General features: G+C 70.5%; 18 protein-coding genes, 1 tRNA gene and 1 other RNA gene. 5 read left to right on the top strand and 15 right to left on the bottom strand.

Annotated features, from left to right (window positions below):
- The first annotated feature begins 25 nt into the window (after positions 1-25).
- Complete coding sequence (locus AC4BEG_RS17990) at positions 26-1,951, top strand: S9 family peptidase (protein ID WP_490706871.1); 1,926 nt, start codon at positions 26-28, stop codon at positions 1,949-1,951.
- Positions 1,952-1,954: 3 nt separating this feature from the next.
- Here the strand turns inward: AC4BEG_RS17990 and AC4BEG_RS17985 are convergent, their stop codons facing one another.
- The 10 genes from AC4BEG_RS17985 to ffs form a co-directional block, all read right to left on the bottom strand.
- A complete protein-coding gene (locus tag AC4BEG_RS17985; RefSeq protein ID WP_490706870.1) occupies positions 1,955-2,821 on the bottom strand; it encodes an SURF1 family protein in 867 nt (288 codons plus the stop codon).
- Positions 2,822-2,922: 101 nt separating this feature from the next.
- Positions 2,923-4,182, bottom strand: coding sequence for a hypothetical protein (locus AC4BEG_RS17980; protein WP_490706869.1), 1,260 nt, complete (start codon positions 4,180-4,182; stop codon positions 2,923-2,925).
- A complete protein-coding gene (locus tag AC4BEG_RS17975; RefSeq protein ID WP_030829843.1) occupies positions 4,179-4,754 on the bottom strand; it encodes a SigE family RNA polymerase sigma factor in 576 nt (191 codons plus the stop codon). Before AC4BEG_RS17975 ends, AC4BEG_RS17980 begins: the two co-directional genes overlap by 4 nt.
- 560 nt (positions 4,755-5,314) lie before the next feature.
- Entirely contained in the window at positions 5,315-6,394 is a 1,080-nt protein-coding gene (locus AC4BEG_RS17970) for an aspartate-semialdehyde dehydrogenase (protein WP_490706868.1), read from the bottom strand.
- Positions 6,391-7,671 carry an aspartate kinase gene (locus tag AC4BEG_RS17965; RefSeq protein ID WP_201870406.1) on the bottom strand — a complete coding sequence of 427 codons (1,281 nt, stop codon included), beginning with the start codon at positions 7,669-7,671 and terminating at the stop codon, positions 6,391-6,393. The genes AC4BEG_RS17970 and AC4BEG_RS17965 overlap by 4 nt, the downstream gene beginning before the upstream one ends.
- Before the next feature lie 410 nt (positions 7,672-8,081).
- On the bottom strand, positions 8,082-8,750 hold the full coding sequence (locus AC4BEG_RS17960; RefSeq protein WP_490706867.1) for a DUF5063 domain-containing protein: 669 nt from the start codon (positions 8,748-8,750) through the stop codon (positions 8,082-8,084).
- The gene (gene recR / locus AC4BEG_RS17955) at positions 8,743-9,342 is read right to left on the bottom strand and encodes a recombination mediator RecR (RefSeq protein ID WP_176182031.1); all 600 of its coding nucleotides are present in this window, start codon (positions 9,340-9,342) and stop codon (positions 8,743-8,745) included. The genes AC4BEG_RS17960 and recR overlap by 8 nt, the downstream gene beginning before the upstream one ends.
- 186 nt (positions 9,343-9,528) lie before the next feature.
- Entirely contained in the window at positions 9,529-9,864 is a 336-nt protein-coding gene (locus tag AC4BEG_RS17950; RefSeq protein WP_201870403.1) for a YbaB/EbfC family nucleoid-associated protein, read from the bottom strand.
- Between the two features lie 497 nt (positions 9,865-10,361).
- Positions 10,362-12,824 (bottom strand): DNA polymerase III subunit gamma and tau, encoded by a 2,463-nt coding sequence (locus AC4BEG_RS17945; RefSeq protein ID WP_490706866.1) that lies wholly within the window; start codon positions 12,822-12,824, stop codon positions 10,362-10,364.
- A gap of 65 nt (positions 12,825-12,889) precedes the next feature.
- An RNA gene (gene ffs, locus AC4BEG_RS17940) (signal recognition particle sRNA small type) lies at positions 12,890-12,984 on the bottom strand.
- A gap of 74 nt (positions 12,985-13,058) precedes the next feature.
- Here ffs and AC4BEG_RS17935 point away from each other — a divergent pair.
- Together AC4BEG_RS17935 and AC4BEG_RS17930 are read left to right on the top strand one after the other, a co-directional pair.
- Positions 13,059-13,146 (top strand) — tRNA-Ser (locus AC4BEG_RS17935).
- Between the two features lie 382 nt (positions 13,147-13,528).
- Positions 13,529-14,194, top strand: coding sequence for a DUF4232 domain-containing protein (locus tag AC4BEG_RS17930; protein ID WP_490706865.1), 666 nt, complete (start codon positions 13,529-13,531; stop codon positions 14,192-14,194).
- 148 nt (positions 14,195-14,342) lie between these two features.
- On the opposite strand, the gene AC4BEG_RS17925 is transcribed toward AC4BEG_RS17930, so the two are convergent.
- Complete coding sequence (locus AC4BEG_RS17925) at positions 14,343-15,194, bottom strand: putative RNA methyltransferase (protein WP_490706864.1); 852 nt, start codon at positions 15,192-15,194, stop codon at positions 14,343-14,345.
- A 239-nt stretch (positions 15,195-15,433) separates the two neighbouring features.
- Here AC4BEG_RS17925 and AC4BEG_RS17920 point away from each other — a divergent pair, with 239 nt between their 5' ends.
- Together AC4BEG_RS17920 and AC4BEG_RS17915 are read left to right on the top strand one after the other, a co-directional pair.
- Positions 15,434-15,769 (top strand): ATP-binding protein, encoded by a 336-nt coding sequence (locus tag AC4BEG_RS17920; protein WP_490707113.1) that lies wholly within the window; start codon positions 15,434-15,436, stop codon positions 15,767-15,769.
- A 472-nt stretch (positions 15,770-16,241) separates the two neighbouring features.
- A complete protein-coding gene (locus AC4BEG_RS17915) occupies positions 16,242-16,574 on the top strand; it encodes a beta/gamma crystallin domain-containing protein (RefSeq protein ID WP_490706863.1) in 333 nt (110 codons plus the stop codon).
- 624 nt (positions 16,575-17,198) lie between these two features.
- On the opposite strand, the gene AC4BEG_RS17910 is transcribed toward AC4BEG_RS17915, so the two are convergent.
- From AC4BEG_RS17910 to AC4BEG_RS17895, 4 genes are all read right to left on the bottom strand, one after another.
- The gene (locus tag AC4BEG_RS17910; RefSeq protein WP_490706862.1) at positions 17,199-18,398 is read right to left on the bottom strand and encodes an NAD(P)/FAD-dependent oxidoreductase; all 1,200 of its coding nucleotides are present in this window, start codon (positions 18,396-18,398) and stop codon (positions 17,199-17,201) included.
- A 103-nt stretch (positions 18,399-18,501) separates the two neighbouring features.
- The gene (locus AC4BEG_RS17905; RefSeq protein ID WP_490706861.1) at positions 18,502-19,446 is read right to left on the bottom strand and encodes an RNA polymerase sigma-70 factor; all 945 of its coding nucleotides are present in this window, start codon (positions 19,444-19,446) and stop codon (positions 18,502-18,504) included.
- 96 nt (positions 19,447-19,542) lie between these two features.
- Positions 19,543-20,259 carry a hypothetical protein gene (locus AC4BEG_RS17900; protein ID WP_490706860.1) on the bottom strand — a complete coding sequence of 239 codons (717 nt, stop codon included), beginning with the start codon at positions 20,257-20,259 and terminating at the stop codon, positions 19,543-19,545.
- A gap of 79 nt (positions 20,260-20,338) precedes the next feature.
- Positions 20,339-21,292 (bottom strand): hypothetical protein, encoded by a 954-nt coding sequence (locus AC4BEG_RS17895; RefSeq protein ID WP_490706859.1) that lies wholly within the window; start codon positions 21,290-21,292, stop codon positions 20,339-20,341.
- Positions 21,293-21,364: the final 72 nt, after the last annotated feature.

Raw genomic sequence — 21,364 nt, 5'->3', positions numbered from 1 at the left:
GGCGGTGCGACGCAGAATGGGGGGCATGACTGAGAGCACGGAGTCCATGCCGGACTGGGAGAAGCGCTTCCGGGCGCCGCGAGTGAGCCTGCCCGACTGGGCGGAGGACGCTCCGGACCGCTCGCTGTTCGTCTCGAACGCCACGGGTACGTACGAGCTGTACGCGTGGGACCGGGCCACCGGTGCCCAGCGGCAGGTGACGGACCGGCCGAACGGGACGACGGATGGGGTGCTGACCCCGGACGGACAGTGGATCTGGTGGTTCTCGGACACCGACGGCGATGAGTTCGGGGTGTGGCTGCGGCAGCCGTTCGACGGCTGCGCGGACCGGGGCGCGGCGGAGGCGGGCACCGCGGCGGGCGGAGACCGCGCGGCGGGCGGAGACCGCGCGGCGGGCGGAGACCGCGCGGCGGGCCGGGTGCTGGCCGACGAGCCCGCGGCGGCCGGTCTTGAGCCCTCCTATCCGGCCGGGCTCGCGCTCGGCCGGGACGGCACGGCGGTCATCGGCCGCTCCACCGACGACGAGGGCTCCACGATCCATGTGGTGCGGCCGGGAGCGGAGCCCGAGGAGATCTACCGCCACCGGGAGTCGGCCGGGGTGGGCGATCTCTCCCACGACGGCTCGCTGATCGCCATCGAGCACACCGAGCACGGTGACGCGATGCACTCGGCGATCCGGGTCGTCCGGCGGGACGGCACGGCCGTCGCCGAGCTGGACGACACCAAGGGCGGCACCGAGGAGCTCGGGCTCTCGGTGATGGGGTTCGCGCCGGTCGAGGGCGACACCCGGCTGCTCGTCGGGCATCAGCGGCGCGGCCGCTGGGAGCCCGTGGTGTGGGATCCGCTGACCGGTGTGGAGACGCCGCTGTCGATCGATCTGCCGGGAGACGTCGGGGCGGACTGGTTCCCGGATGGTTCGGCGCTGCTGGTCGAGCACAGCTATCAGGCGCGCAGCGAGCTGTGGCGGTACGACCTCGGCTCCGGTGAGCTGACCTGGATCGAGACGCCCGCGGGCACGATCTCCGCCGCCTCGGCGCGGCCGGACGGCACGGTGGAGTTCCTGTGGTCGTCGGCCGAGCAGCCGCCGCGGGTGCGCTCGACGAGCGGGCGGACCGTGCTCGACCCACCGGGGTTCAAGGCCCCGGCCTCCGTGGCGGTCACCGACGCATGGGTGGACGGGCCGGGCGGTCCGGTGCACGCGCTGGTGCAGAAGCCCGAGGGCGAGGGCCCCTTCCCCACCGTCTTCGATATCCACGGCGGGCCCACCTGGCACGACAGCGACGCGTTCGCGGCCGGTCCGGCGGCCTGGGTGGACCACGGCTTCGCCGTGGTCCGGGTCAACTACCGCGGTTCGACGGGTTACGGGCGGGCCTGGACGGACGCCCTCAAGCACCGGGTCGGGCTGATCGAGCTGGAGGACATCGCGGCGGTCCGGGAGTGGGCGGTGGCCTCCGGGCTGGCCGACCCCGAGCGGCTGGTGCTGGCGGGCGGCTCCTGGGGCGGCTATCTGACCCTGCTCGGGCTGGGCACCCAGCCCGAGGCGTGGGCGCTGGGCCTGGCCGCGGTCCCGGTCGCCGACTACGTCACGGCCTACCACGACGAGATGGAGGCCCTGAAGGCGATGGACCGCACCCTGCTCGGGGGCACCCCGGAGGAGGTGCCGGAGCGCTTCACGGCGTCCTCCCCGCTGACCTACGTCGACGAGGTGCGGGCCCCGGTCTACATCTCCGCGGGGGTGAACGACCCACGCTGCCCGATACGGCAGATCGACAACTATGTGGAGCGGCTCAAGCGGCGCGATGCCCCGCACGAGGTGTACCGCTATGACGCGGGGCACGGCTCGCTGGTCGTCGAGGAGCGGATCAAGCAGCTGCGGCTGGAGATCGAGTTCGTCCAGCGCCATCTGGCACCCTGGCCGGGTTCTCCGGCGGGGCTCCAGGCCAGGACCTAGGCCCTAGCCTGCCGAGTTCTCCGCCGGCGTCTGCTCCGGCCGGTCCTCCGGAGTCCGCTCCGGCTGCTGTGCGGGAGCCTGTGGTGCCGGGTCCTCCGACGGGATGAGGCCGAGCGCGAGGTCGCGCGCCGTCTCGGCCTCGCGCCGGAACAGTCGGAACCACATGAAGACCACGAACCCCGCGAAGACGAACCACTCACCGGTGTAACCGAGGTTCTGGAACGCCTTGAGGTCAAGCCCGGTGCCCGCGGCCACCACGGGGGGCACCGGCTTCAGGGCCCCGGTCGCCTCGGAGGAGGTGATCCACGCGTCGTACACCTCGTACGGCACCAGATTGACCAGCGAGGCCGCGCTGATCATGCCCAGCTGCCCCTTGGGGAGACCGCCGGAGCCCGCCGCGCCGCTGCCCTGGTGCTCGGTTGCCTGAAGGGCCCCGGTGACCGTCACCTCGCCGGTCGGTGGTGCGGGTACCTTCGCGGCGGCGGCCTTGCTGTCGGCGTCCCCGGGAAGCCAGCCGCGGACCACGGGCAGTGCCTTGCCTCCGTCGGTGCGCAGCAGGGTCAGCACATAGAAGCCGTCGCGGTCGTCCAGCCGCCGGTCGGGCACGAGGAGTTGGTGCTCGGTGTCGTATCGGCCGGTGGCGGTCGCCCGCCGCCCCGCGGTCTCCTCGCTGACCGGCAGCAGCTCGCTCAGCGGCCGGGCCGCGGCACGCCGGGCACCGGATGCCCGGTCCTCCTGCTGCTTGTGCGTGTCGACGCGCGCCTCGAACCGGCTGAGCTGCCAGCTGCCCATGAACAGGCAGAACGGGATCGCCAGCACGGTGAAGACGTTGATCACCCACCAGCGGGGCGTCAGCAGAAACCGATACACACCACCACGGTACGGGCCCCCGGGTGCGCCTCCGGCGTCGCCCCCGGTGGCGGAGCAGTGCCGGAACGGCCGGGCGGGCCGTTCCGACGCTGCCGAGCTCGTCAGGAGACGGCCAGCAGTCCGGTGCGGTAGACCGTCCCCGCGCAGGCCCCGCTGACGGTCACGGATCCGGCCGCCGGGTCGCCCGCCTCCGGCGTATGGCTGACCAGGACGCTCGCGGCCGGTGGCTCCTCACCGCCCGGGGTGCCGCCCGGTTCGCCCGCGTCGGGGTCGTCCGGGGGCGAACCGTCCGGGGGTGTGCTCTGGCCGGGGGTCGGAGTGCCCCCGTTGGTGGAGCAGCCGCTCGTCCCCCCGCCCGACGCCGGGATCCACGCGAACCGCACCTCGTACGCCTGGCCCGGCTGAAGGATCAGCGTGCCCGGCTGGGTGGCGGGGTCGGGCAGATCCGTGGCCGCGTCGCCCGCCGTATGGTCCACCACGAAGATGCGCGCGGCGTCCGCGCCGCTCTGCGCGCTCGCGTTGACGGCACCGCTGCCCTCCACCGTGCACGCACGGTCCGAGACGTTCGAGACACGGAAGGAGCCGTAGACCCGGCCCTCGGCGTCCGCGCTCCCGGCCGACCCCGCACCGCTGCTGAGCTGGGTGCGAGTACAGGTGGGCGACGTGGCGTTCAGCGTGCCCGAGGGGTCGGGCGCGGTACCGCCCGAGTCGTCCTTGGGGTCCTTGGTCGGCTTGTCCTTCTTGTCGCCGTGACGCCGGTCGTGCTGGTCCGTCTCGACGCGGTCGGACGGCCGGTCGGTGCCCTGGCCGCCACTGCCGCCGCCGCGCTGGCCCCCGGCGGTCCCCGGGGTGCGGTGGCTGCTGCCCGCGTAGGCCGGACGGTCGTTCGTACCGCCGCTGGTGGTCGCGACATGGACCAGCGCCGGAAGCGCGGCACCGCCGAGCACCACGGCCGCCACGGCCCCCACGAGGGCCTGGCGGCGCCGGGTGCGGCGGATGGGCACGGCACGCCGCAGCTGCTCCAGGGAGCGCGGTGCGGGCGCGAGATCGTCGACCGCGCGGTGCATCAACAGCCGCAGCGCCGCTTCGTCCACATCACCGGAGTCCGTATCGCCGAGCTCAGCACTGTCGGGCTCAGCACCCTCGGACCGCGCGCCCTCGGACTCCGTACCGCCGGGCTCCGTACCGCCGGGCTCCGTACCCGGCGCACTCTCCGGGCCGTCGTCCGTACCAGCCGCGCCGTCCGCGCCCTCGGGCGCGACGGCGTCCAGGTCACGGTCGCGGCCGCTGTCGGGTTCGGGCCCGTGGCCGTCCCGCCGGTCGGGGTTTCCCGGGCCCGGCTTCTGTGTGCTGTCGTTCATGCCGGAGCCTCCATGGCGACGCGAAGCGCCGCGATGCCACGCGAACCGTACGCCTTGACCGAGCCGAGCGAAATGCCCAGCGTCTCGGCCACCTGGGCCTCGGTCATATCGGCGAAGTAGCGCAGCACAAGGACCTCGCGCTGGCGGCGCTGAAGTCCCCTCATCGCCTTGATCAGTTGGTCGCGCTCAAGCTGTTCGTACGCCCCTTCCTCGGCACTGGCCATATCGGGCATCGGCTTCGAGAGCAGCTTCAGCCCGAGGATGCGGCGGCGCAGCGCGGAGCGGGAGAGATTGACGACCGTCTGCCGCAGATAGGCGAGGGTCTTCTCGGGGTCCCGGACTCTCTTGCGCGCCGAATGAACACGGATGAACGCCTCCTGCACGACGTCCTCGCAGGACGCGGTGTCATCGAGCAGGAGCGCGGCGAGACCGAGCAGCGACCGGTAGTGGGCGCGATAGGTCTCGGTGAGGTGATCGACTGTGGTGCCCGCTGCCATCGCGTCGTCAGTGTCCTCGCGCCCTGTTGTGATGTGCGCGGGACGGGCAGTCGGCCATGGCGCGATCACCGGCATACCGCCTGGAGCACGCCGCCGCGGGGGTTGTACCGCCGCGCCGCCGTGCCCAGGAACCGTTGCGATGCCGAATACCTCTGCCACGCCTGTTGGACACGCTGCCCCCTGTCAGGGTTGTACGCCCGAGGCACCGCTTTTGACGACGCATCGAATGCCCCCATGCGCACCAACTCTTCCCCTATGACCCAGTTTCCACAGCGCCCCGCCAATGGGCGGCTGGAAAGACGCTCCCCGCACGCCGCGGGTTGCTGCGTGCGGGGAACGAATTCGCCTGCCATGTCATCGGCCCAGGTCGTCGGAGCCCGGCCGGTCACATGCGCACAGGATATTCACATCCCGCCGAGGGTGCGCTGCGGAAACGTCACTTTACGCCGTCACTCCGCAACGGTGCGCGGCGGTACCGGTGTACGCGGACGGGCACGCGACATGAAGGTGCCTCACCAGAAGGTGCTTCACCAAGGGGCCGGAACGTGCCTCGCCAACGGGCGAAGGGCCGCTGGATCCTGGGGCCGCTCGATCCCTGGGGCGCTGGACCCTGGAGCCACTCGATCCTGCGACCGCTAGACCCCGGTCAGCTCCGCCGCCACGACCTCGGCGATCTGCGCGGTGTTGAGCGCGGCGCCCTTCCGCAGGTTGTCGCCGCAGACGAACAGCTCCAGCGCCTTGGGGTCGTCCAGCGAACGCCGTACCCGGCCCACCCATGTCGGGTCGGTGCCCACCACATCGGCCGGGGTGGGGAATTCACCCTCCGCCGGGTTGTCGCACAGCACCACGCCCGGCGCGGCCGCCAGGATCTCGTGCGCCGCCGCCACCGTCACCTCGTTCTCGAACCGCGCGTGCACGGCGAGCGAATGCGTGGTGATGACGGGAACGCGCACACAGGTCGCGGTGACCCGCAGCTCCGGCAGACCGAGGATCTTGCGGGACTCGTTGCGCACCTTCAGCTCCTCGGAGGACCAGCCGTCCTCCTTGAGCGAGCCCGCGAACGGCACCACGTTGAGCGCCATCGGCGCGGGGAACGGCCCGGTGTCGCCGACCGCCCGCCGTACGTCCCCGGGGTGCGTACCCAGGTCCGTACCGGCGACCAGCGCCATCTGCTCGCGCAGGGTGTCGACGCCTTCCTTGCCCGCGCCGGACACCGCCTGGTACGAAGAGACGATCAGCTCGCTCAGCCCGAACTCGGCGTGCAGCGCGCCCAGCGCGACGATCATCGACAGGGTGGTGCAGTTGGGGTTGGAGATGATGCCGCGCGGGCGGACCCGAGCCGCGTGCGCGTTCACCTCCGGGACGACCAGGGGGACGTCCGGATCCATCCGGAACGCGCCGGAGTTGTCGACGGCGACCGCGCCCTTGCCGGCCGCGATCGGCGCCCACTGCGCCGAGACCTCGTCCGGCACATCGAACATCGCGACGTCGACGCCCTCGAACGCCTCCTCGCTCAGCGCGACGACCTCGACCTGCTCTCCCCGGACGGTCAGCTTCCGGCCGGCCGAGCGCGCCGAGGCGATCAGCCGGATCTCGCCCCAGATGTCGGCGCGTTCGGAGAGGATCGAGAGCATGACGGTGCCGACGGCGCCGGTCGCGCCGACAACAGCGAGTGTCGGCTTCCGGCCACCGGCGGCACCGCCAGCGCGGGTCATCGGCCGGTCCCTCCGTACACGACGGCCTCGACGCTGTCACTGTCCAGGCCGAACGCGCTGTGCACGGCGACGACCGCGTCCTTCACATCGTCGGCGCGGGTGACAACCGAGATGCGGATCTCGGAGGTCGAGATCAGCTCGATGTTGACCCCGGCGTTCGACAGCGCCTCGAAGAAGGTCGCGGTGACGCCAGGGTTGGTGCGCATACCGGCACCGACCAGCGAGATCTTGGCGACCTGGTCGTCGTAGCGCAGCGAGTCGAAGCCGATCAACGCCTTCGCCTTGGTCAGCGCCTCCATCGCCTTGTGGCCGTCCGTCTTGGGCAGCGTGAACGAGATGTCGGTCAGACCGGTCGACGCGGCGGAGACGTTCTGCACCACCATGTCGATGTTGATCTCGGCGTCGGAGATGGTGCGGAAGATGGCCGCGGCCTCACCCGGCTTGTCCGGCACCCCGACGACCGTGACCTTGGCCTCGGACGTGTCGTGTGCGACCCCGGAGATGATCGCCTGCTCCATGCCTTGCTCTCCTTCTCCCGCCTCCGGCCGATTGCGCACCCAGGTGCCGACATGACCGGAGAAAGACGACCGTACGTGGATGGGGATGTCATAGCGGCGCGCGTACTCGACGCAGCGCAGATGCAACACCTTGGAGCCGCTCGCGGCGAGCTCCAGCATGTCCTCGTACGGAATCTCGTTGATCTTGCGAGCCTTCTTCACCACGCGCGGATCGGCGGTGAACACGCCGTCCACGTCGGTGTAGATCTCGCACACCTCGGCGTCCAGGGCCGCGGCCAGTGCCACCGCGGTGGTGTCCGAGCCGCCCCGGCCGAGGGTGGTGATGTCCTTGCTCTCCTGGGACACGCCCTGGAAGCCCGCGACGATCGCGACGGCACCCTGCTCGAGCGCATCGCGGATGCGGCCGGGCGTGACGTCGATGATCCGCGCTTTGTTGTGGACCGCGTCGGTGATGACTCCCGCCTGGCTGCCGGTGAACGACAGCGCCTCGTGCCCCAGGTTTTTGATCGCCATCGCCAGCAAGGCCATGGAGATCCGCTCTCCCGCGGTCAGCAGCATGTCGAACTCGCGGCCGGTGGGGATCGGGGATACCTGCTCGGCGAGATCGATCAGCTCGTCCGTCGTGTCGCCCATGGCGGAAACCACGACAACGACCTGGTGGCCGTTCTTCTTGGCTTCCACGATTCGCTTGGCGACCCGCTTGATGCCCTCGGCATCGGCAACGGAGGAGCCTCCGTACTTCTGCACGACAAGGCCCACGTGCGCTCCTCGCAGCTCTCAATAATGCGGTCGGCTCAGTCTAACGAGCGGCCGGAATTTGCCGGTCCAATGTCACATAGCGAGACACACGACTCACTCAGTGATCAGCTGGACCAGGGGGACCGGGAGGATCAGGCGGTACAACATCCAGGTACCGGCGTCTCTCCCCGCATCCCACACCACTCGCTCAGCGACCAACCCTGCCCGCTTCCGGGCGATGCATACAGAAACGTAATTCAGCTCACAGGGCGGGACAGCAGGTGGACAGTCGGTGCACGGTCGGTGGAACGTCCTGGGCACGGGCTTGAACACGTACGTGAGCAGGTACGCGAGCAGGTACGTGAGCACCGCCCCGGACTACCCCACGGACCCGCCCCCGGAACGCCCCCGACCCCGTGTTCCCGGCCGCCTCAGCGCTGGGCGGAGCGGATCCCGAGCGGCGCCGCGATCTCGGCCGCCATGACCCGCCCGGCCTCCTCGGCGAGCTCCTCGTCACCGCCCGTGGCGCCGCTGTCGGTGTCCAGCCCGTCCAGCTCGTCGAGCGGGCTGTCCAGCCGGACGTGCGCGACCAGCGACTGGAGGGCGCGCAGCGCGGCGGAGGCCATCGTTCCCCAGTTGGACAGGTACGAGAACTGCCACCACCACAGCGCCTCGCTGATCCGCCCCTCGCGGTAGTGGGCCATTCCGTGGCGCAGATCGGTGATGATCCCGGCCAGGTCGTCGGAGATCCGGCTGGCGACGGGCTCGGCGCGCGGAACGTACGGGTCGAAGACCTCCGAGTAGACGTCGACCGGCTCCAGCAGCTGGGCGAACCGCTCCCGCAGCTCATCGACGTCCGGCTCCGGGCCGGCGTCCGGCTCGTACCGCTCGTCCGGGACGAAGTCCTCGTGCGCCCCGAGCCGCCCGCCCGCCAGCAGCAGCTGGGACAGTTCGAGCAGCAGGAACGGCACAGCGCTGTCCGGTTCGTCGCCCTTGGCGACTTCGGTGACCGCGACGATGAAACTCTCGATCTGGTCGGCGATCTGGACCGCGAAGTCGTCCGGATCCGGATGGGCGTCGTGCAGCGTTGCGTCAGACATCGAGAAGTCTTCTCCCTTCGAAGGCACGACCCAGCGTGACCTCGTCGGCGTACTCCAGGTCTCCCCCGACTGGGAGACCACTGGCCAGGCGTGTGACCTTCAAACCCATGGGTTTGACCATGCGCGCGAGGTACGTGGCGGTGGCTTCGCCCTCCAGGTTCGGATCGGTGGCCAGGATGAGTTCGGTGACCGTCCCGTCCGCGAGCCGGGCCAGCAGCTCCCTGATCCGCAGATCGTCCGGGCCCACGCCCTCGATCGGGCTGATCGCTCCGCCGAGCACGTGGTAACGACCGCGGAACTCGCGGGTCCGCTCGATCGCCACCACATCCTTCGGCTCCTCGACCACGCAGATGACCGCCGGGTCGCGGCGCGGGTCCTGGCAGACCCGGCACTGCTCGGCCTCGGCGACGTTTCCGCACACCGCGCAGAACCGCACCTTGTCCTTGACCTCGGTCAGCGCATGAGCGAGGCGGCGGACGTCGGTCGGCTCGGACTGGAGGATGTGGAAGGCGATCCGCTGAGCGCTCTTGGGACCGACGCCGGGCAGCCTGCCCAACTCGTCGATGAGGTCCTGGACCACGCCCTCGTACACGCCTTCATCCAATCTCGCGCCGACGCGCGGTGGCTGTACTTCACATGAATATTCGGTTTCGCTGCCCGACCGGAGCCGTCAGGCCCCGAAGGCACCCCGAGCCGCCCCGAGTCCGCCCCCGAGTCGCCGCCCCCGAAGACTCCGTACGCCCCCGGAGAAGAGGCTCCCGCAGCCTCAGAAGCAGCCTCAGAAGGGGAGACCCGGCATTCCGCCCAGCCCCTGGGCCAGCGGGCCGAGCTTCTGCTGCTGGAGCTCCTGCGCGGCGTGGTTCGCGTCGCGGACGGCCGCGACGACGAGGTCCGCGAGGGTCTCCGTGTCCTCAGGATCCACGGCCTTGGGATCGATGACCAGGCCCTGGAGCTCACCGGCCCCGGTCACCGTCGCCTTCACCAGGCCACCGCCCGAGGAGCCCTCGACGGGGGTCCGGGCCAGCTCCTCCTGGGCCGCGGCGAGGTCCTGCTGCATCTTCTGCGCCTGCTGCAACAACTGCTGCATATTCGGCTGCCCACCACCGGGGATCACGAGTTCGCTCCTGGCTGTCGACGGTGTCGTTCTGTCGTTCCTTCGATAGCCCGAGCCTACGTGCTCGGAGGGCACCTCGCTCTACGCCGTACGGAGGAGGCCACGGGTACGGGTCATACGCGACGGCGAGGTGGAATGAGCCCGTGGAGTGAGCCCTGATGGGGCGGGGAGGAGACGTGGCGGCGGGGGCGCGGGGCGCATGGTGAGGCGGACAGTGGGGGCGCACGGTAGCCCGGGGCGGAGCCCTGACGGGCAGACGCGGACTGCGCGCCGCCGCGTGGCCGGGCGCACGCCGGCGGCGGGCCCAACGGTGCGGGCGCACCTGATGGGCTCACGCCGGAGCCGGCCACGCTCGCGCGGCGAGACCCGGTGGAGAGTCTCGCGGCAACGGGCACGGTGGGGCACGGGGCTGGACGCGGGCCGGGGTGGGACTGGGCGCGGACCGGGCACGGACCGGGTCGGCGCCTGGGCCGCGTGGAGCCGGACGTACTCAGGACCTACTCGTTCACGATCTCTTCGACGACCGTGGCGCCAAGCTCGCGCACGATGAGGTCATGGCCGCTCAGCGCGGTGTCATCGAGATCCGGATCGTCCTCGGCCGGGACGTCGTCCTCGGGCGAGATGGGCGGCGGCTCGGGCTCCCGGTACGCCGACGCCTCGGCGGGCGGTCCTCCGGCACCGGGCCGCGGGGCGGGCTCGGGTGCGGAGGGCGCGGGAGCGGTCGGCCGGGAGGCGGACTGCTGCGGCGCCACGGACTGGCCACCGCCGAAACCACCACCGCCACCTGCGCCGCCTGCGCCGCCACCGCCAGATCCGCCGAAGCCGCTGCCGGAACCACCGCCGTAGCCCCCACTGGAGCCATAGCCACCTGAGCTTCCGCCGCCGAAGCCGCCGGAACCGCCCGGTCCACTCGCGCCCCCGGCAGCACCGGCACCACCACTGCCGCCGCCGGAAGGATCGATGATGGTCTCGATCCGCCACTGCACACCGATGGAGTCGCTGAGGGCCTGCCGCAGCACGTCCTCACTACCGCCGCTGACGAAGCTGTCGCGCGCACCGGCGTTGGAGAAGCCGAGCTGGAGGGTGGTGCCGTCGAATCCGGACACGGTCGCGTTCTGACTCAGCAGGATCCAGGTGAAGCGGCGGCGGTTCTTGACCGCCTCCAGGATGTCCGGCCACATCTGGCGCACCTGTACGGCTCCCTGCGCCATGTTCGGGGCGTTCTGCGCGCTCTGCGAGTTCTGCGCGGGGGCCGCCGGAGCCGGGGCAGGGCTGGTGGGCTGAGCGGGCGGGGTGCCACCGGCCGCTGCCGCCGTGGGCCAGCCGCCGGGCTGACGGCCCTCCCCCGCGGCATCCGCGCCGGGCCGGCCACCGCCGGAACCGGGCGCCGAGGCGGTGGGCCAGGCCCCCGGCCGGGCGGCTCCGCCGCCGCTTTCGGGGGCCGCGGGAGACGCGGCCGCGGGAGGCTGCTGGGCGCTGGCGGGCCATGCGCCCGGCCGGGCCCCGGCACCTCCACCAGCGGCACCGCCGCCTCCGGCGGGTGCGGACGGCTCCCCCGAACCAGAGGCCGGAGCACCGGAAACGGGGGCGTCCGGAGCGGGACCCCGACCGCCCATCGCCGCACGCGCGGCGGCGGGACCGGCCGGTCCCGCCGGACCGGCCGCCGGATCCGCCGGGACATGGGCGTCGGGCCCCGGTACGTACCCCATCGCGGGCGAAGCGGCGGCGCTCGCACCACCGCCACCGGGGCCAGGACCGGCCATCCCACCACCACCGCCGAGGCCACCGAGGCCGCCCGCCATGGCACCCCGCTCCAGCCGCTCCAGCCGCGACTGGACCGACCGCTCGTCGTCGAACGCGGCGGGCAGCAGCACCCGCGCACAGATCAACTCCAGCTGGAGCCGCGGCGAGGTGGCGCCACGCATCTCCGTGAGCCCCTCGTTGACCAAGTCGGCCGCGCGGCTCAGCTCGGCACCGCCGAAGACCGACGCCTGCGCCTGCATCCGCTCGACCACATCGGCCGGGGCGTCGATGAGACCCTTCTCCGCCGCGTCCGGCACGGCCGCGAGGATCACCAGATCGCGCAGCCGCTCCAGCAGATCGGCGACAAAGCGCCGCGGGTCGTTGCCCCCCTCGATCACACGGTTGACGACCTCGAAGGCGGCCGCCCCGTCCGTCGCCGCGAAGGCGTCGACGATCGCGTCCAGCAGCGAGCCGTCCGTATAACCGAGCAGCGCGGTGGCCATGGCGTAGGTCACACCGTCGTCAGCCGCGCCCGCGAGGAGCTGGTCCATCACCGACATCGAGTCCCGCACGGACCCGGCGCCCGCACGGACCACCAGCGGCAGCACACCGTCCTCGACCGGAATGGCCTCCCGCCCGCAGACCTCCCCGAGGTACTCGCGGAGCGTCCCGGGCGGCACGAGCCGGAAGGGGTAGTGATGGGTACGCGACCGGATGGTGCCGATGACCTTCTCGGGCTCCGTGGTCGCGAAGATGAACTTCAGATGCTCGGGGGGCTCCTCGACCACCTTCAGCAGGGCGTTGAACCCCGCCGAGGTGACCATATGGGCCTCGTCGATGATGTAGATCTTGTAGCGACTCGACGCGGGCCCGAAGAACGCCTTCTCGCGCAGCTCCCGCGCATCGTCCACACCACCGTGGGACGCGGCGTCGATCTCGATGACGTCGATCGACCCCGGACCGTTCCGCGCGAGATCCCGGCACGACTGGCACTCCCCGCACGGCGCCGGGGTGGGGCCCTTCTCACAGTTCAGACAGCGGGCCAGGATGCGCGCGCTGGTCGTCTTGCCGCAGCCCCGCGGACCGCTGAACAGATACGCGTGGTTGACCCGGTTGTTGCGCAGCGCCTGCTGCAACGGGCCGGTGACATGCTCCTGCCCGATGACCTCCGCGAAGGTCTCGGGGCGGTAGCGGCGGTACAGCGCGAGGGACGACACGCTTACGACGATATCGGTGCCCACCGACAACCGAAGCCGCCCGCTCCTCCACCGCCCCCACCAACGCAAGGGCCCCCCACGCACCCGCCAGAGCTCACTTACCCTTGCTGCCTTCCGGCCCTGGGGGAGTTCGGTGAGATAGCGCCACGTGAGGGGCTGGCCCCCACCCTAGCGGATCGACCGGGGTGGGAACGAGTTCGCGAGCACGGCATCCGGTCTTGTATTGTTCTCCGCGGAGGATTCGCCTAGAGGCCTAGGGCGCACGCTTGGAAAGCGTGTTGGGGGCAACCCCTCACGAGTTCGAATCTCGTATCCTCCGCCAGCCCAGAGGGCCGGACCGCGCAAGCGGTCCGGCCCTCTGGCGTATGTCCGTCTCAGTTGGCTTCTGGCGGTTCCCGGCCTTGGGGACCAACAGAACAGCGAGCAACGCCAAGCACTTGATCTTGCCGCGTTCGCCTACAGCTCGAACGTCAGCTGCCCGCCGGTTTCGAGTGCGCGGTACGACGGGCCCGGGCCCGGGTGCGGGCGTGCTTCGCGACCAGGCGGGTGTGACCTGGTTCCTCAGTCCTCCTTGGCGTCTCTTCCCTGGTCACGGTCGTGTTAGTCGGATGTTAGTGGGGCGGCAGTGTTGCGGTAGTGGCCCCGGTCAGAGTTGTTGTCGTACCGAGCAGACCACGACACCGGCCGCTCCTGGGGGACCCGAAATGCGCTCCAACACCACTGCCCGCATCGCCCGCCGTCGCACCCTCCGCGTCGCCGCCGCAGCCCTGACCGCAGCCGCCGCCCTGACCCTGACGGCCTGCAACAACGACACGAAGTCCGCGGGCCAGGCCGACACGGCATCGGCCGCGTCCAGCAGCTCCTCGGGTTCTTCCGGCGGTGCGCAGGGTTCCGACGGAAAGGCCACCGAAGGCGGCGGCAGGGCGCACGCGGGCGTCGAGCGCTGCCACAGCCAGGACCTGGAAGCCGCGTTCGCCACGGGTGAGGACGCGCTCCCGGTGCCGGAGGATGGCGAGGGCGGCGCGACGACCGCCACCATCGTCCTGATGAACAAGGGCACCAGCTCCTGCAAGATCGGCGGTTTCCCCGGTGTGGACCTCACTTCGGTGAACGGCGGCGAGCGCTGGTCCCTGGCCCGCTCCTCGGACAAGTGGAGCCCGGTGGAGGTGGAGGCCGGCCAGAGCACCGAGTTCACCCTCAACCTCGCCTTCACCAAGGAGGAAAAGGGCTTCTACCAGCCGGCCTGGGTCGAGATCACCCCGCCCAACGAGACCAAGTCCCTCAAGATCGAGTGGCCCTGGGAGACCGACAGCCTTGTCGACCAGCGCAGCGCCACCCACCCCGGCACCTTCGTCAACCCCATCGGCTGACCAGCTCAGTGTTGCGTCAGGAAGGTCCGCTGCCCCGGTGCATCACACCGGGGCAGCGGACGCCCTGCCTTCCCGGTGTTGTGGGGAAGACAGGGCGCCAGGCGTGCCTACTGCTCGTCGGTCAGCAGGCGCCTGCGCCCGCTCGTGGTCACCGAGGCTGGTAAGCGGTGGCCAGCACGGAGATGGTGACCTGATCGGGCAGGAGGCCGTCATCGGTCAGCTCTGCACGGCTCATGTGGCGTGCGCTCGGCGTCATCGCCACCAGGTCCAGGGTCTCCCGCCTGGCCAGGGTCGCGGGGTACTCCACCTGTTCGGTGACGGCGGCCTCGAAGAACGGGTCCAGCACCTGGTGTAGGCGCTGTTCCTTGGCCGGGTCGATCGTGACCATCGCAGGCACCCGGCCGCGCAGCTCGGCCAGGTGCCGCCCGGTGGGACGGATCACGATCAACCGGCCGGTCGGGCGCAGTACTCGGTGAAACTCAGCCGGGTTGCGCGGGGCGAACACATTCAGCACGAGATCGGCTACCCCGTTGGCCAACGGGAAGGGACGGAAGACGTCCCAGGCCACCGCGGCGGCTCGGTCATGGGCTCGGGCTGCCGAGCGCAGCGCGCGCACCGATGTGTCCAGACCCAGACCACGGGCGCCGGGCAACAGGTCGAGAACGCCGACCAGGTAGTAGCCCGTGCCGCACCCCACGTCCACAACCGTGGCGTGCTCAGACACGGCGTCGGCCGCCAGGTGAGCCCCAACTTCACGGATGGGCGCGTAGGCGCCGGTGGACAGGAATCGGCCCCGGGCCTGGACCATGGCCGCGTCGTCGCCGCTGATGGCGCGGGTACCCGTCAGCAGGCTGGCGTAGCCGTGGCGGGCGATGTCGAAGGTATGGCCCACCGGGCAGCGCAGTGCGCCGCTGTCGGGGTGCAGGTGGCCCGTGCGGCACGTTGGGCAGCGCAGCAGGTCGAGGGAGAGTTCGAGGGCAGGGGGAAGCGACACGGGCACGAGGCACTCCTGGCAAGGGTGAAGGGAAGAGACCGTGCCTGCACGCGCGCTCAGAGCGTCATTGCCTCAGGAAGGAACGGGCAGCGTCGGGAACGTGGTTCACGCAGCAGGCACACCAAGGAGGGCGACGCCGTCCGGCATCGCCCTCAACGCCTTCCGATCACAGGAAGCAGCAGTGCGGGGTGCTCATGAATGCCATGTCATGAGTCTACGAGCATCGGCGAAGCCCTTCATGCCTCATCGGAGTTGAGAAAAACGTCCCAGCAACCAGCGAGCTGGTCAACAACGCTGTAAAGCACTCTGGGCCCGAAGCCGTCTCGTTCGACATCCGACTCTGCGACGGCCTCGTACGCATTGATGTCTGTGACGCAGGCTGTGAGCCCCCACGGCTGAGACTTGCTGGTGAGGTCGACGAGCACGGTCGTGGTCTGCTCATCGTGACCGCGCTGGCCGCCCGGTACGACGTGGAGCTGACGCCCACCGGTAGGTGCTGGGCCGAATTCGAAGTACCCCTGGAATCGATTGTCGACGCGAAGGCAGCCGCTGCTGCTCCTTCACGTCCCCAGGGCACCTGACAAGTTCGGACCTGATCCACCGGCGTTCTGAGGCGTTGACAGTGGTCGCGGAGCGCGGGGTGAGCGTCTCGAGGTTTTCCAGGCCGCGTGAATTCGCCGATCCCGGTTCGGCGCTGAGAAAGGGGATGCGGGGTGCCGTCGAGCACGTCGATGAAGTGGGCGTGAGCGTCCCACAGGGTCACGGCGAACTAGGCGGCTTCGCGGGGGAAGACTTTGAAGCGACAGTGGCTTCCACTTCGTTGCGTACCGCGGCTCCGGTGTCGGCGCTGCGGATGGTGGCTCCCGATGGGCCGCCACCGCACCTGCTCCCCGTCTGGCTCCGCAGACCATACACGGCCAGGCAGAGCCGAATATCCGTCTCCTAGGAGTTTCCCAAGAACCTCCCGCAATCAGCACGTGCTGAGCCACGGGAAGGGAAAAGCACAGTTAGTCTCGGACCGCGCAATCGACCAGATACAGAGGAGAGCGCTCAATGAAGCACACGCTCAAGAGAATTGTGGCCACTGGCGTCGCCGCGCTGGCTCTGTCCGCGGTCATCCCCATGAGCTCGGCATCGGCAATCAGCCGTGTGGACTGCACCGACAACGGCTTCGTCTGGATTACGAAGCTGCACTCAGGCGACCCCGACGTGTGCTTCGCCAACGCGGGCTCTCTGGACGTCAACATCTACGACGTGAACCGCGTGTATTCAGGGAACAACAATGTCAAATTCACGTCGGACGGCATCGAGACCACCATGGGCAAGAATGAGATACGTCGCAACATCGATAACAATGGGCATATGACGCGGATTGAGATCTGGTAAAGGCTACCAGCTCCCATGGAGCGCCGATGGCCTCCGCGATATCCCGCACCACGTTGTCGGGTTCGCGGGGGCCATCGGGCCAGCTACGGCCGTTGCCTATCCACTGCGTTCGCAGTCCTGCCGCCCTTCCGCTTCCATGTCGGTGTCGCGGTTGACACCGACCGTCCATCCTCCGGCACTCAACTCGGCATCGCGCGCTGAGGCAGCGGCCTCGAAAAAGCGGTACGCAAGTTTACGGGCCCTCGCCTCTCCCGAGACACAAACCCCGTGAAAGAGCAGCCGAAGACCGGTTGCCTCACGCTTGGCACGATGGATACCGTCAGCCCCAGTCGCCGCGAACGCCCGAGACCTATGGATCCGAGCTCGCCAACCTGCAATTCAGCCACTGGGGCGGGCGCAGGCCGCATAGGAGATCGCCGCCTTTCTCCGAACAACTTCTCCTACACTCGCTGCTGATGCTCTCCACGAATGAATTGGGGAACCAGCTGCCCAGTTGTGCGCTGCCGGGACTTACCCAAGGCACGACAAGAGAGAGCGAAGTACCTGTCCGCAGGGAGTCCTTCTCAGCATCCGGGCGACGCACGAGGAAAAGCGCCCCCGTCGCCCCTCCCGGAGCAGCGAGCGTCAGGCCGCGGTCTTGGCCGCCGGGGCCGCCGTCCGGGTCGGCTGGTGGACGACGCGGCGGCGTCGGGTGGGGAGGCCGACCGTGGGGTTGGCGACGCTCCAGGCGGCACCCTTGCAGATCAATTCCTTGTAGGTGGCGGCGAGACGTCCGGTCAGGGCCGCCCCACGGGCGCGGTCGTCCGCGGTGACGTACTGGATCAGCCCTTCCTTGCGGCCCAGCGAGATGCACTGGTTGAAGTAGCGGAGCGGCATGTTCGGGAGCTTGTCTCCGGTCAGGCGCGCCGCGATCGTGTCGGCGGCCTGCCAGGCCATGGGGACACCCGTGGCGCACGACATGCGCAGCGGTTTGTCCCCGGGCCCCATGGCCATGGCCGCGTCGCCGATGGCGTACACGTCCGGGTGCGAGACCGAGCGCATGGTGCCGTCGACGACGATCTGACCGGTGTCGGTGACCTCCAGGGTGGTGGCCTTCGCGATCGGGTGGACGGCGAAGCCGGTGGTCCACACGGTGACCGCGGCCGGGAGGGAGGTGCCGTCGGCCAGGATGACGCGGTCGGCCTCGACGGCGGTGACCGCGGTGTGCTCATGCGCGGTGATGCCGAGGTTGTCGAAGACCTTGCGCAAGTGGCGGCGGCCCTTGGGGGAGAGCCAGTCGCCGAGGCCGCCGCTGGCGGCGAGGGCTACGTCGAGGTCGGGGCGGGACTCGGCGATCTCGGTCGCGGCCTCCAGCCCGGTGAGGCCGCCACCGACCACGACCACGGGCGCGCCGGCGTCCAGGCGGGCCAGGCGCTCGCGCAGCCGGAGCGCTCCGGGGCGGCCGGCGATGTCGTGGGCGTGCTCGGCGGTGCCGGGGACACCCTGGTCGTTCCAGCCGCTGCCGAGGGCGTACACGAGGGTGTCGTAGGCCAGTTCCTCGGCGCCGCTCGCACCGGCGACCCCGACGGTCTTGCGGTCGGCGTCGACACCGGTGACCTTCGCGAGCCTCAGGTCGACACCGGTGCCCGCGAACGTCTCGCTCAGGGGCCGGGGTTCGAGGTCCTGGCCGACCGCGAGCTGGTGCATCCGGACGCGTTCGACGAAGTCGGGTTCGGCGTTGACGAGGGTGATGGCGACGTCTTGGCGGTGCAGCCGCTTGGCGAGGCGCCCGGCCGCGGTGGCTCCGGTGTATCCGGCTCCGAGGACGACGATGCGGTGCTGCATTTCCTGGCTCCTGTCGTGGGCGAGTTCGGCGGGTCCGCCCCTTGAACCGGGCGGTCCGCCGTTTCCTGACAGGAATGCGATGTGAAGCAGCTCACATCGCGGGTCAGAAGACTGTGAGCAGGGGTTCGCCGTGGTCGGCGGACGCCCACCGCTCCGTAGCGCGTTCGAGCTTGTCGGGGTTGGCCTGGAGGCGGAACGCGGCGACGCCCTCGGCGGTGATCTCCAGGCACATGACACCGATGACCCGGTCGTCGACGACCACCACGAGAGCCGGGCCGCCGTTGGCGGTCATGGCGTAGACCTCGGGCGAGCCGCCGACCAGGGCGCGCTTGGCCTTGCTGGGTTTGAACAGGCCCCGCATAAACTTCGCGACCGCGAGGGCGCCCTCGAACGCCTTGGTACGGGCCGGGACCTTTCCGCCGCCGTCGCCGATCGCGATGGCGTCCTGGGTGAGCAGACGGACGAGCGGTTCGGTACGGCCGCTGGTGGCGGCGGCGAGGAACTCGTCGATGATGCGCCGGGCGGTGGCCTCGTCGATCTCGGTCCGGGCCTTGCCGTCCGCGACGTGCTTCTTGGCGCGGTGGAATATCTGCTGGCTCGCCGCCTCGGTGAGGTCGAGGATCTCGGCGATCTCCCGGTGCGGGTAGTCGAAGGCCTCCCGCAGCACGTACACCGCGCGCTCGTTGGGGGACAGCCGCTCCAACAGGGCGAGGACCGCGTACGAGACCGATTCGCGCTGTTCGGCGGTGTCGGCCGGGCCGAGCATCGGATCCCCGGGGAGCAGCGGCTCGGGAAGCCAGTGGCCCACATAGGTCTCGCGCCGCGCTCGGGCCGAAGTCAGCTGATTGAGGCACAGGTTGGTGAGCACCTTGGTCAGCCAGGCCTCGGGGACCTCGATGCGGTCGACGTCGGCGGCCTGCCAGCGCAGGAATGTCTCCTGCACGGCGTCCTCGGCCTCGCTCGCGGAGCCGAGGAGGCGATACGCGATGGCCTCCAGGCGAGGCCGGGAAGCCTCGAATCGCTCGACGTCGTTCATCGTCAGGGCCATGGCCCGGATCCTAGCCCTCGCGGTGCGCGACGGCCGGTGCGTTGTGGCCCCGCGGGACGCGGTGTGCGGTGTGCGTCGCATGTGGGGGTGGGGTGGTCAGCCCACTACCCCGAACGCCGCCTCGGTGACGTCGCGTTCCAGTGCCGCCCGGTGGAACTCATAGGTACGGATACCGGAAACCTTGATCACCAGGCAGTACCGCTCCATCGACACGAGGGCCGCGGCCACCTGGGCGTGCTCGCGGCGGAGGAAGTGGATGGCGGCCTGGGTGGCCACGGCGCTCTGACCGCAGACCAGGATCACCGGGCGGCTGGACTCCTCCGGGGTGAACTTGGCAACGAGGGCGTACTCCTCGTTGCCGCGGTCGAAGAGATACTGCTCGCCGCCGACCGAGAAGGCCACCGAATCGGGCCGGTCGCTGTAGGGGTGGATGGTCACCCCGGGCAGATGCGTGGCGAGGTGGCCGCCGCTGCGGACGTTGGCGTCGCCCAGCGGGCCGCCGACACAGAACTCCGTACGACCGCCGTTGCTGCCGCGGAAGTCGCCGGATGCCATCGTGACCTGGCAGCCCAGCTCCCCGGCGAGCATGGACAGTTCGACGACGGCCCGGACGTCGCGAGGGTGGGCGGTGCCCGGCTCATGGTGTTTGTTGCCCATGACGATGAGGCAGGTCTCGCCGGGGGCGACCCCGAAGAAACCCGCCTTGCGGTGCAGTCTCCGGGTGCGTTTGCCGCGTTCCCACAGCCAGACGAAACCACCGCCGAGCAGACTCGTCACCAAGCCGATCACGATGTTCGCCAGCACCGACAGCATCGCGTTCCCCCTCCCTCCCGCGCCACGACCCCGTGGCCGCGTTACGACCCCGCGGCCGCGTTACGGGTCCGTGGCCGCGTTACGAGTCCGTGGTCGCCAAGCGCTCGTACTGCTGGGTGTAGCGCTCCAGCGGATCGCCCTCCGCGTTCCAGGGCCAGGGGGTCGCCACGCCCGTGGTGGCGCGGAGGACGGTCGCGGCCTCTTCCATGCGGCCGGACTTGACCAGGGCGAACGCCAGGACGTTGAGATCGGCCAGGGCCGTCGCATGGCTGAAGAATCCGGGGCTGGGCCAGTCCTGGGCCGCGCGGTCGAGGACCGAGGCCACCTCGGGGCGGCGCCAGTGGTCCCCGGCGCTGATCGCCGCCAGGCCGCCGGTGGCCACGGCGCGCTGGTGGCCGCGGACGATGGAGGTCATCTCCAGTCCGGCGGCGGGGGCGTCGGCGGGCATGCCGTAGCGGATCGAGTCGAGCAGATCGACGACCTGCACCGTGGAACCGCATTCGTCCGGGGAGAGATAGCCCAGGGCCTGGAGGTGCGCCTCGCGGTTCCAGGGATCGCGGGCCTTGATCTCCCGCCAGACCGCGGACAGTTCCTGGTAGGGCCGTCGCTCATAGCGCAACGAGGCCAGGTACACGACCCAGGGGGTGGGGTCGGCGGGGAGCAGGTCGGCGGCCTGGAGGCAGGTGGCGCGGGCCTCGCCGAGGTCGAGCGATGAGCCCTGCCGGCCCGCCTGGACCAGCTCCGACCATGCGTGCAGCAGTAAGGCGTTCTGGTCGTTCGGCTGATGACGCCGCCAGATCCCCGGCAGGGCCCGCCCGGCGGACCCGGCGAGCACACCGAGCCGGTGCGCCTTGCGGTCCCAGTCCTCCCCGGCGTCCTCGACGACCCGGGCCACCTGGGCGATCACTGTGGTATCGAGTTCGCCGCGGGCCCAGCTCGTTCCGAGGCGCTGCCGGACGCGGCCGAGGGGGACGTCGTCGAGTTCGGGGACCAGACGGGGGCGGCTGCCCTTGCGGCGTCTGAAGACGGGCATCTCGGTCGGCGACCTTCCAGTGGTGGGGGAAGGCCGGCGGTGTGCCTCGCACACCGCCGGCCCTCGGGCGTC

The organism is Streptomyces sp. JLBJ103 (assembly GCF_058215575.1).
This window is presented reverse-complemented; position numbering and strand designations above follow the sequence as displayed.

What these genes read in the sequence shown, in the direction of transcription:
- AC4BEG_RS17990 (WP_490706871.1), top strand. Translation starts at nt 26, where the DNA reads ATGACTGAGAGCACGGAGTCCATGCCGGACTGGGAGAAGCGCTTCCGG.
- AC4BEG_RS17980 (WP_490706869.1), bottom strand. Translation starts at nt 4,182, where the DNA reads ATGAACGACAGCACACAGAAGCCGGGCCCGGGAAACCCCGACCGGCGG.
- AC4BEG_RS17975 (WP_030829843.1), bottom strand. Translation starts at nt 4,754, where the DNA reads ATGCCGGTGATCGCGCCATGGCCGACTGCCCGTCCCGCGCACATCACA.
- AC4BEG_RS17970 (WP_490706868.1), bottom strand. Translation starts at nt 6,394, where the DNA reads ATGACCCGCGCTGGCGGTGCCGCCGGTGGCCGGAAGCCGACACTCGCT.
- AC4BEG_RS17960 (WP_490706867.1), bottom strand. Translation starts at nt 8,750, where the DNA reads ATGTCTGACGCAACGCTGCACGACGCCCATCCGGATCCGGACGACTTC.
- AC4BEG_RS17930 (WP_490706865.1), top strand. Translation starts at nt 13,529, where the DNA reads ATGCGCTCCAACACCACTGCCCGCATCGCCCGCCGTCGCACCCTCCGC.
- AC4BEG_RS17915 (WP_490706863.1), top strand. Translation starts at nt 16,242, where the DNA reads ATGAAGCACACGCTCAAGAGAATTGTGGCCACTGGCGTCGCCGCGCTG.
- AC4BEG_RS17910 (WP_490706862.1), bottom strand. Translation starts at nt 18,398, where the DNA reads ATGCAGCACCGCATCGTCGTCCTCGGAGCCGGATACACCGGAGCCACC.
- AC4BEG_RS17905 (WP_490706861.1), bottom strand. Translation starts at nt 19,446, where the DNA reads ATGGCCCTGACGATGAACGACGTCGAGCGATTCGAGGCTTCCCGGCCT.
- AC4BEG_RS17900 (WP_490706860.1), bottom strand. Translation starts at nt 20,259, where the DNA reads ATGCTGTCGGTGCTGGCGAACATCGTGATCGGCTTGGTGACGAGTCTG.
- AC4BEG_RS17895 (WP_490706859.1), bottom strand. Translation starts at nt 21,292, where the DNA reads ATGCCCGTCTTCAGACGCCGCAAGGGCAGCCGCCCCCGTCTGGTCCCC.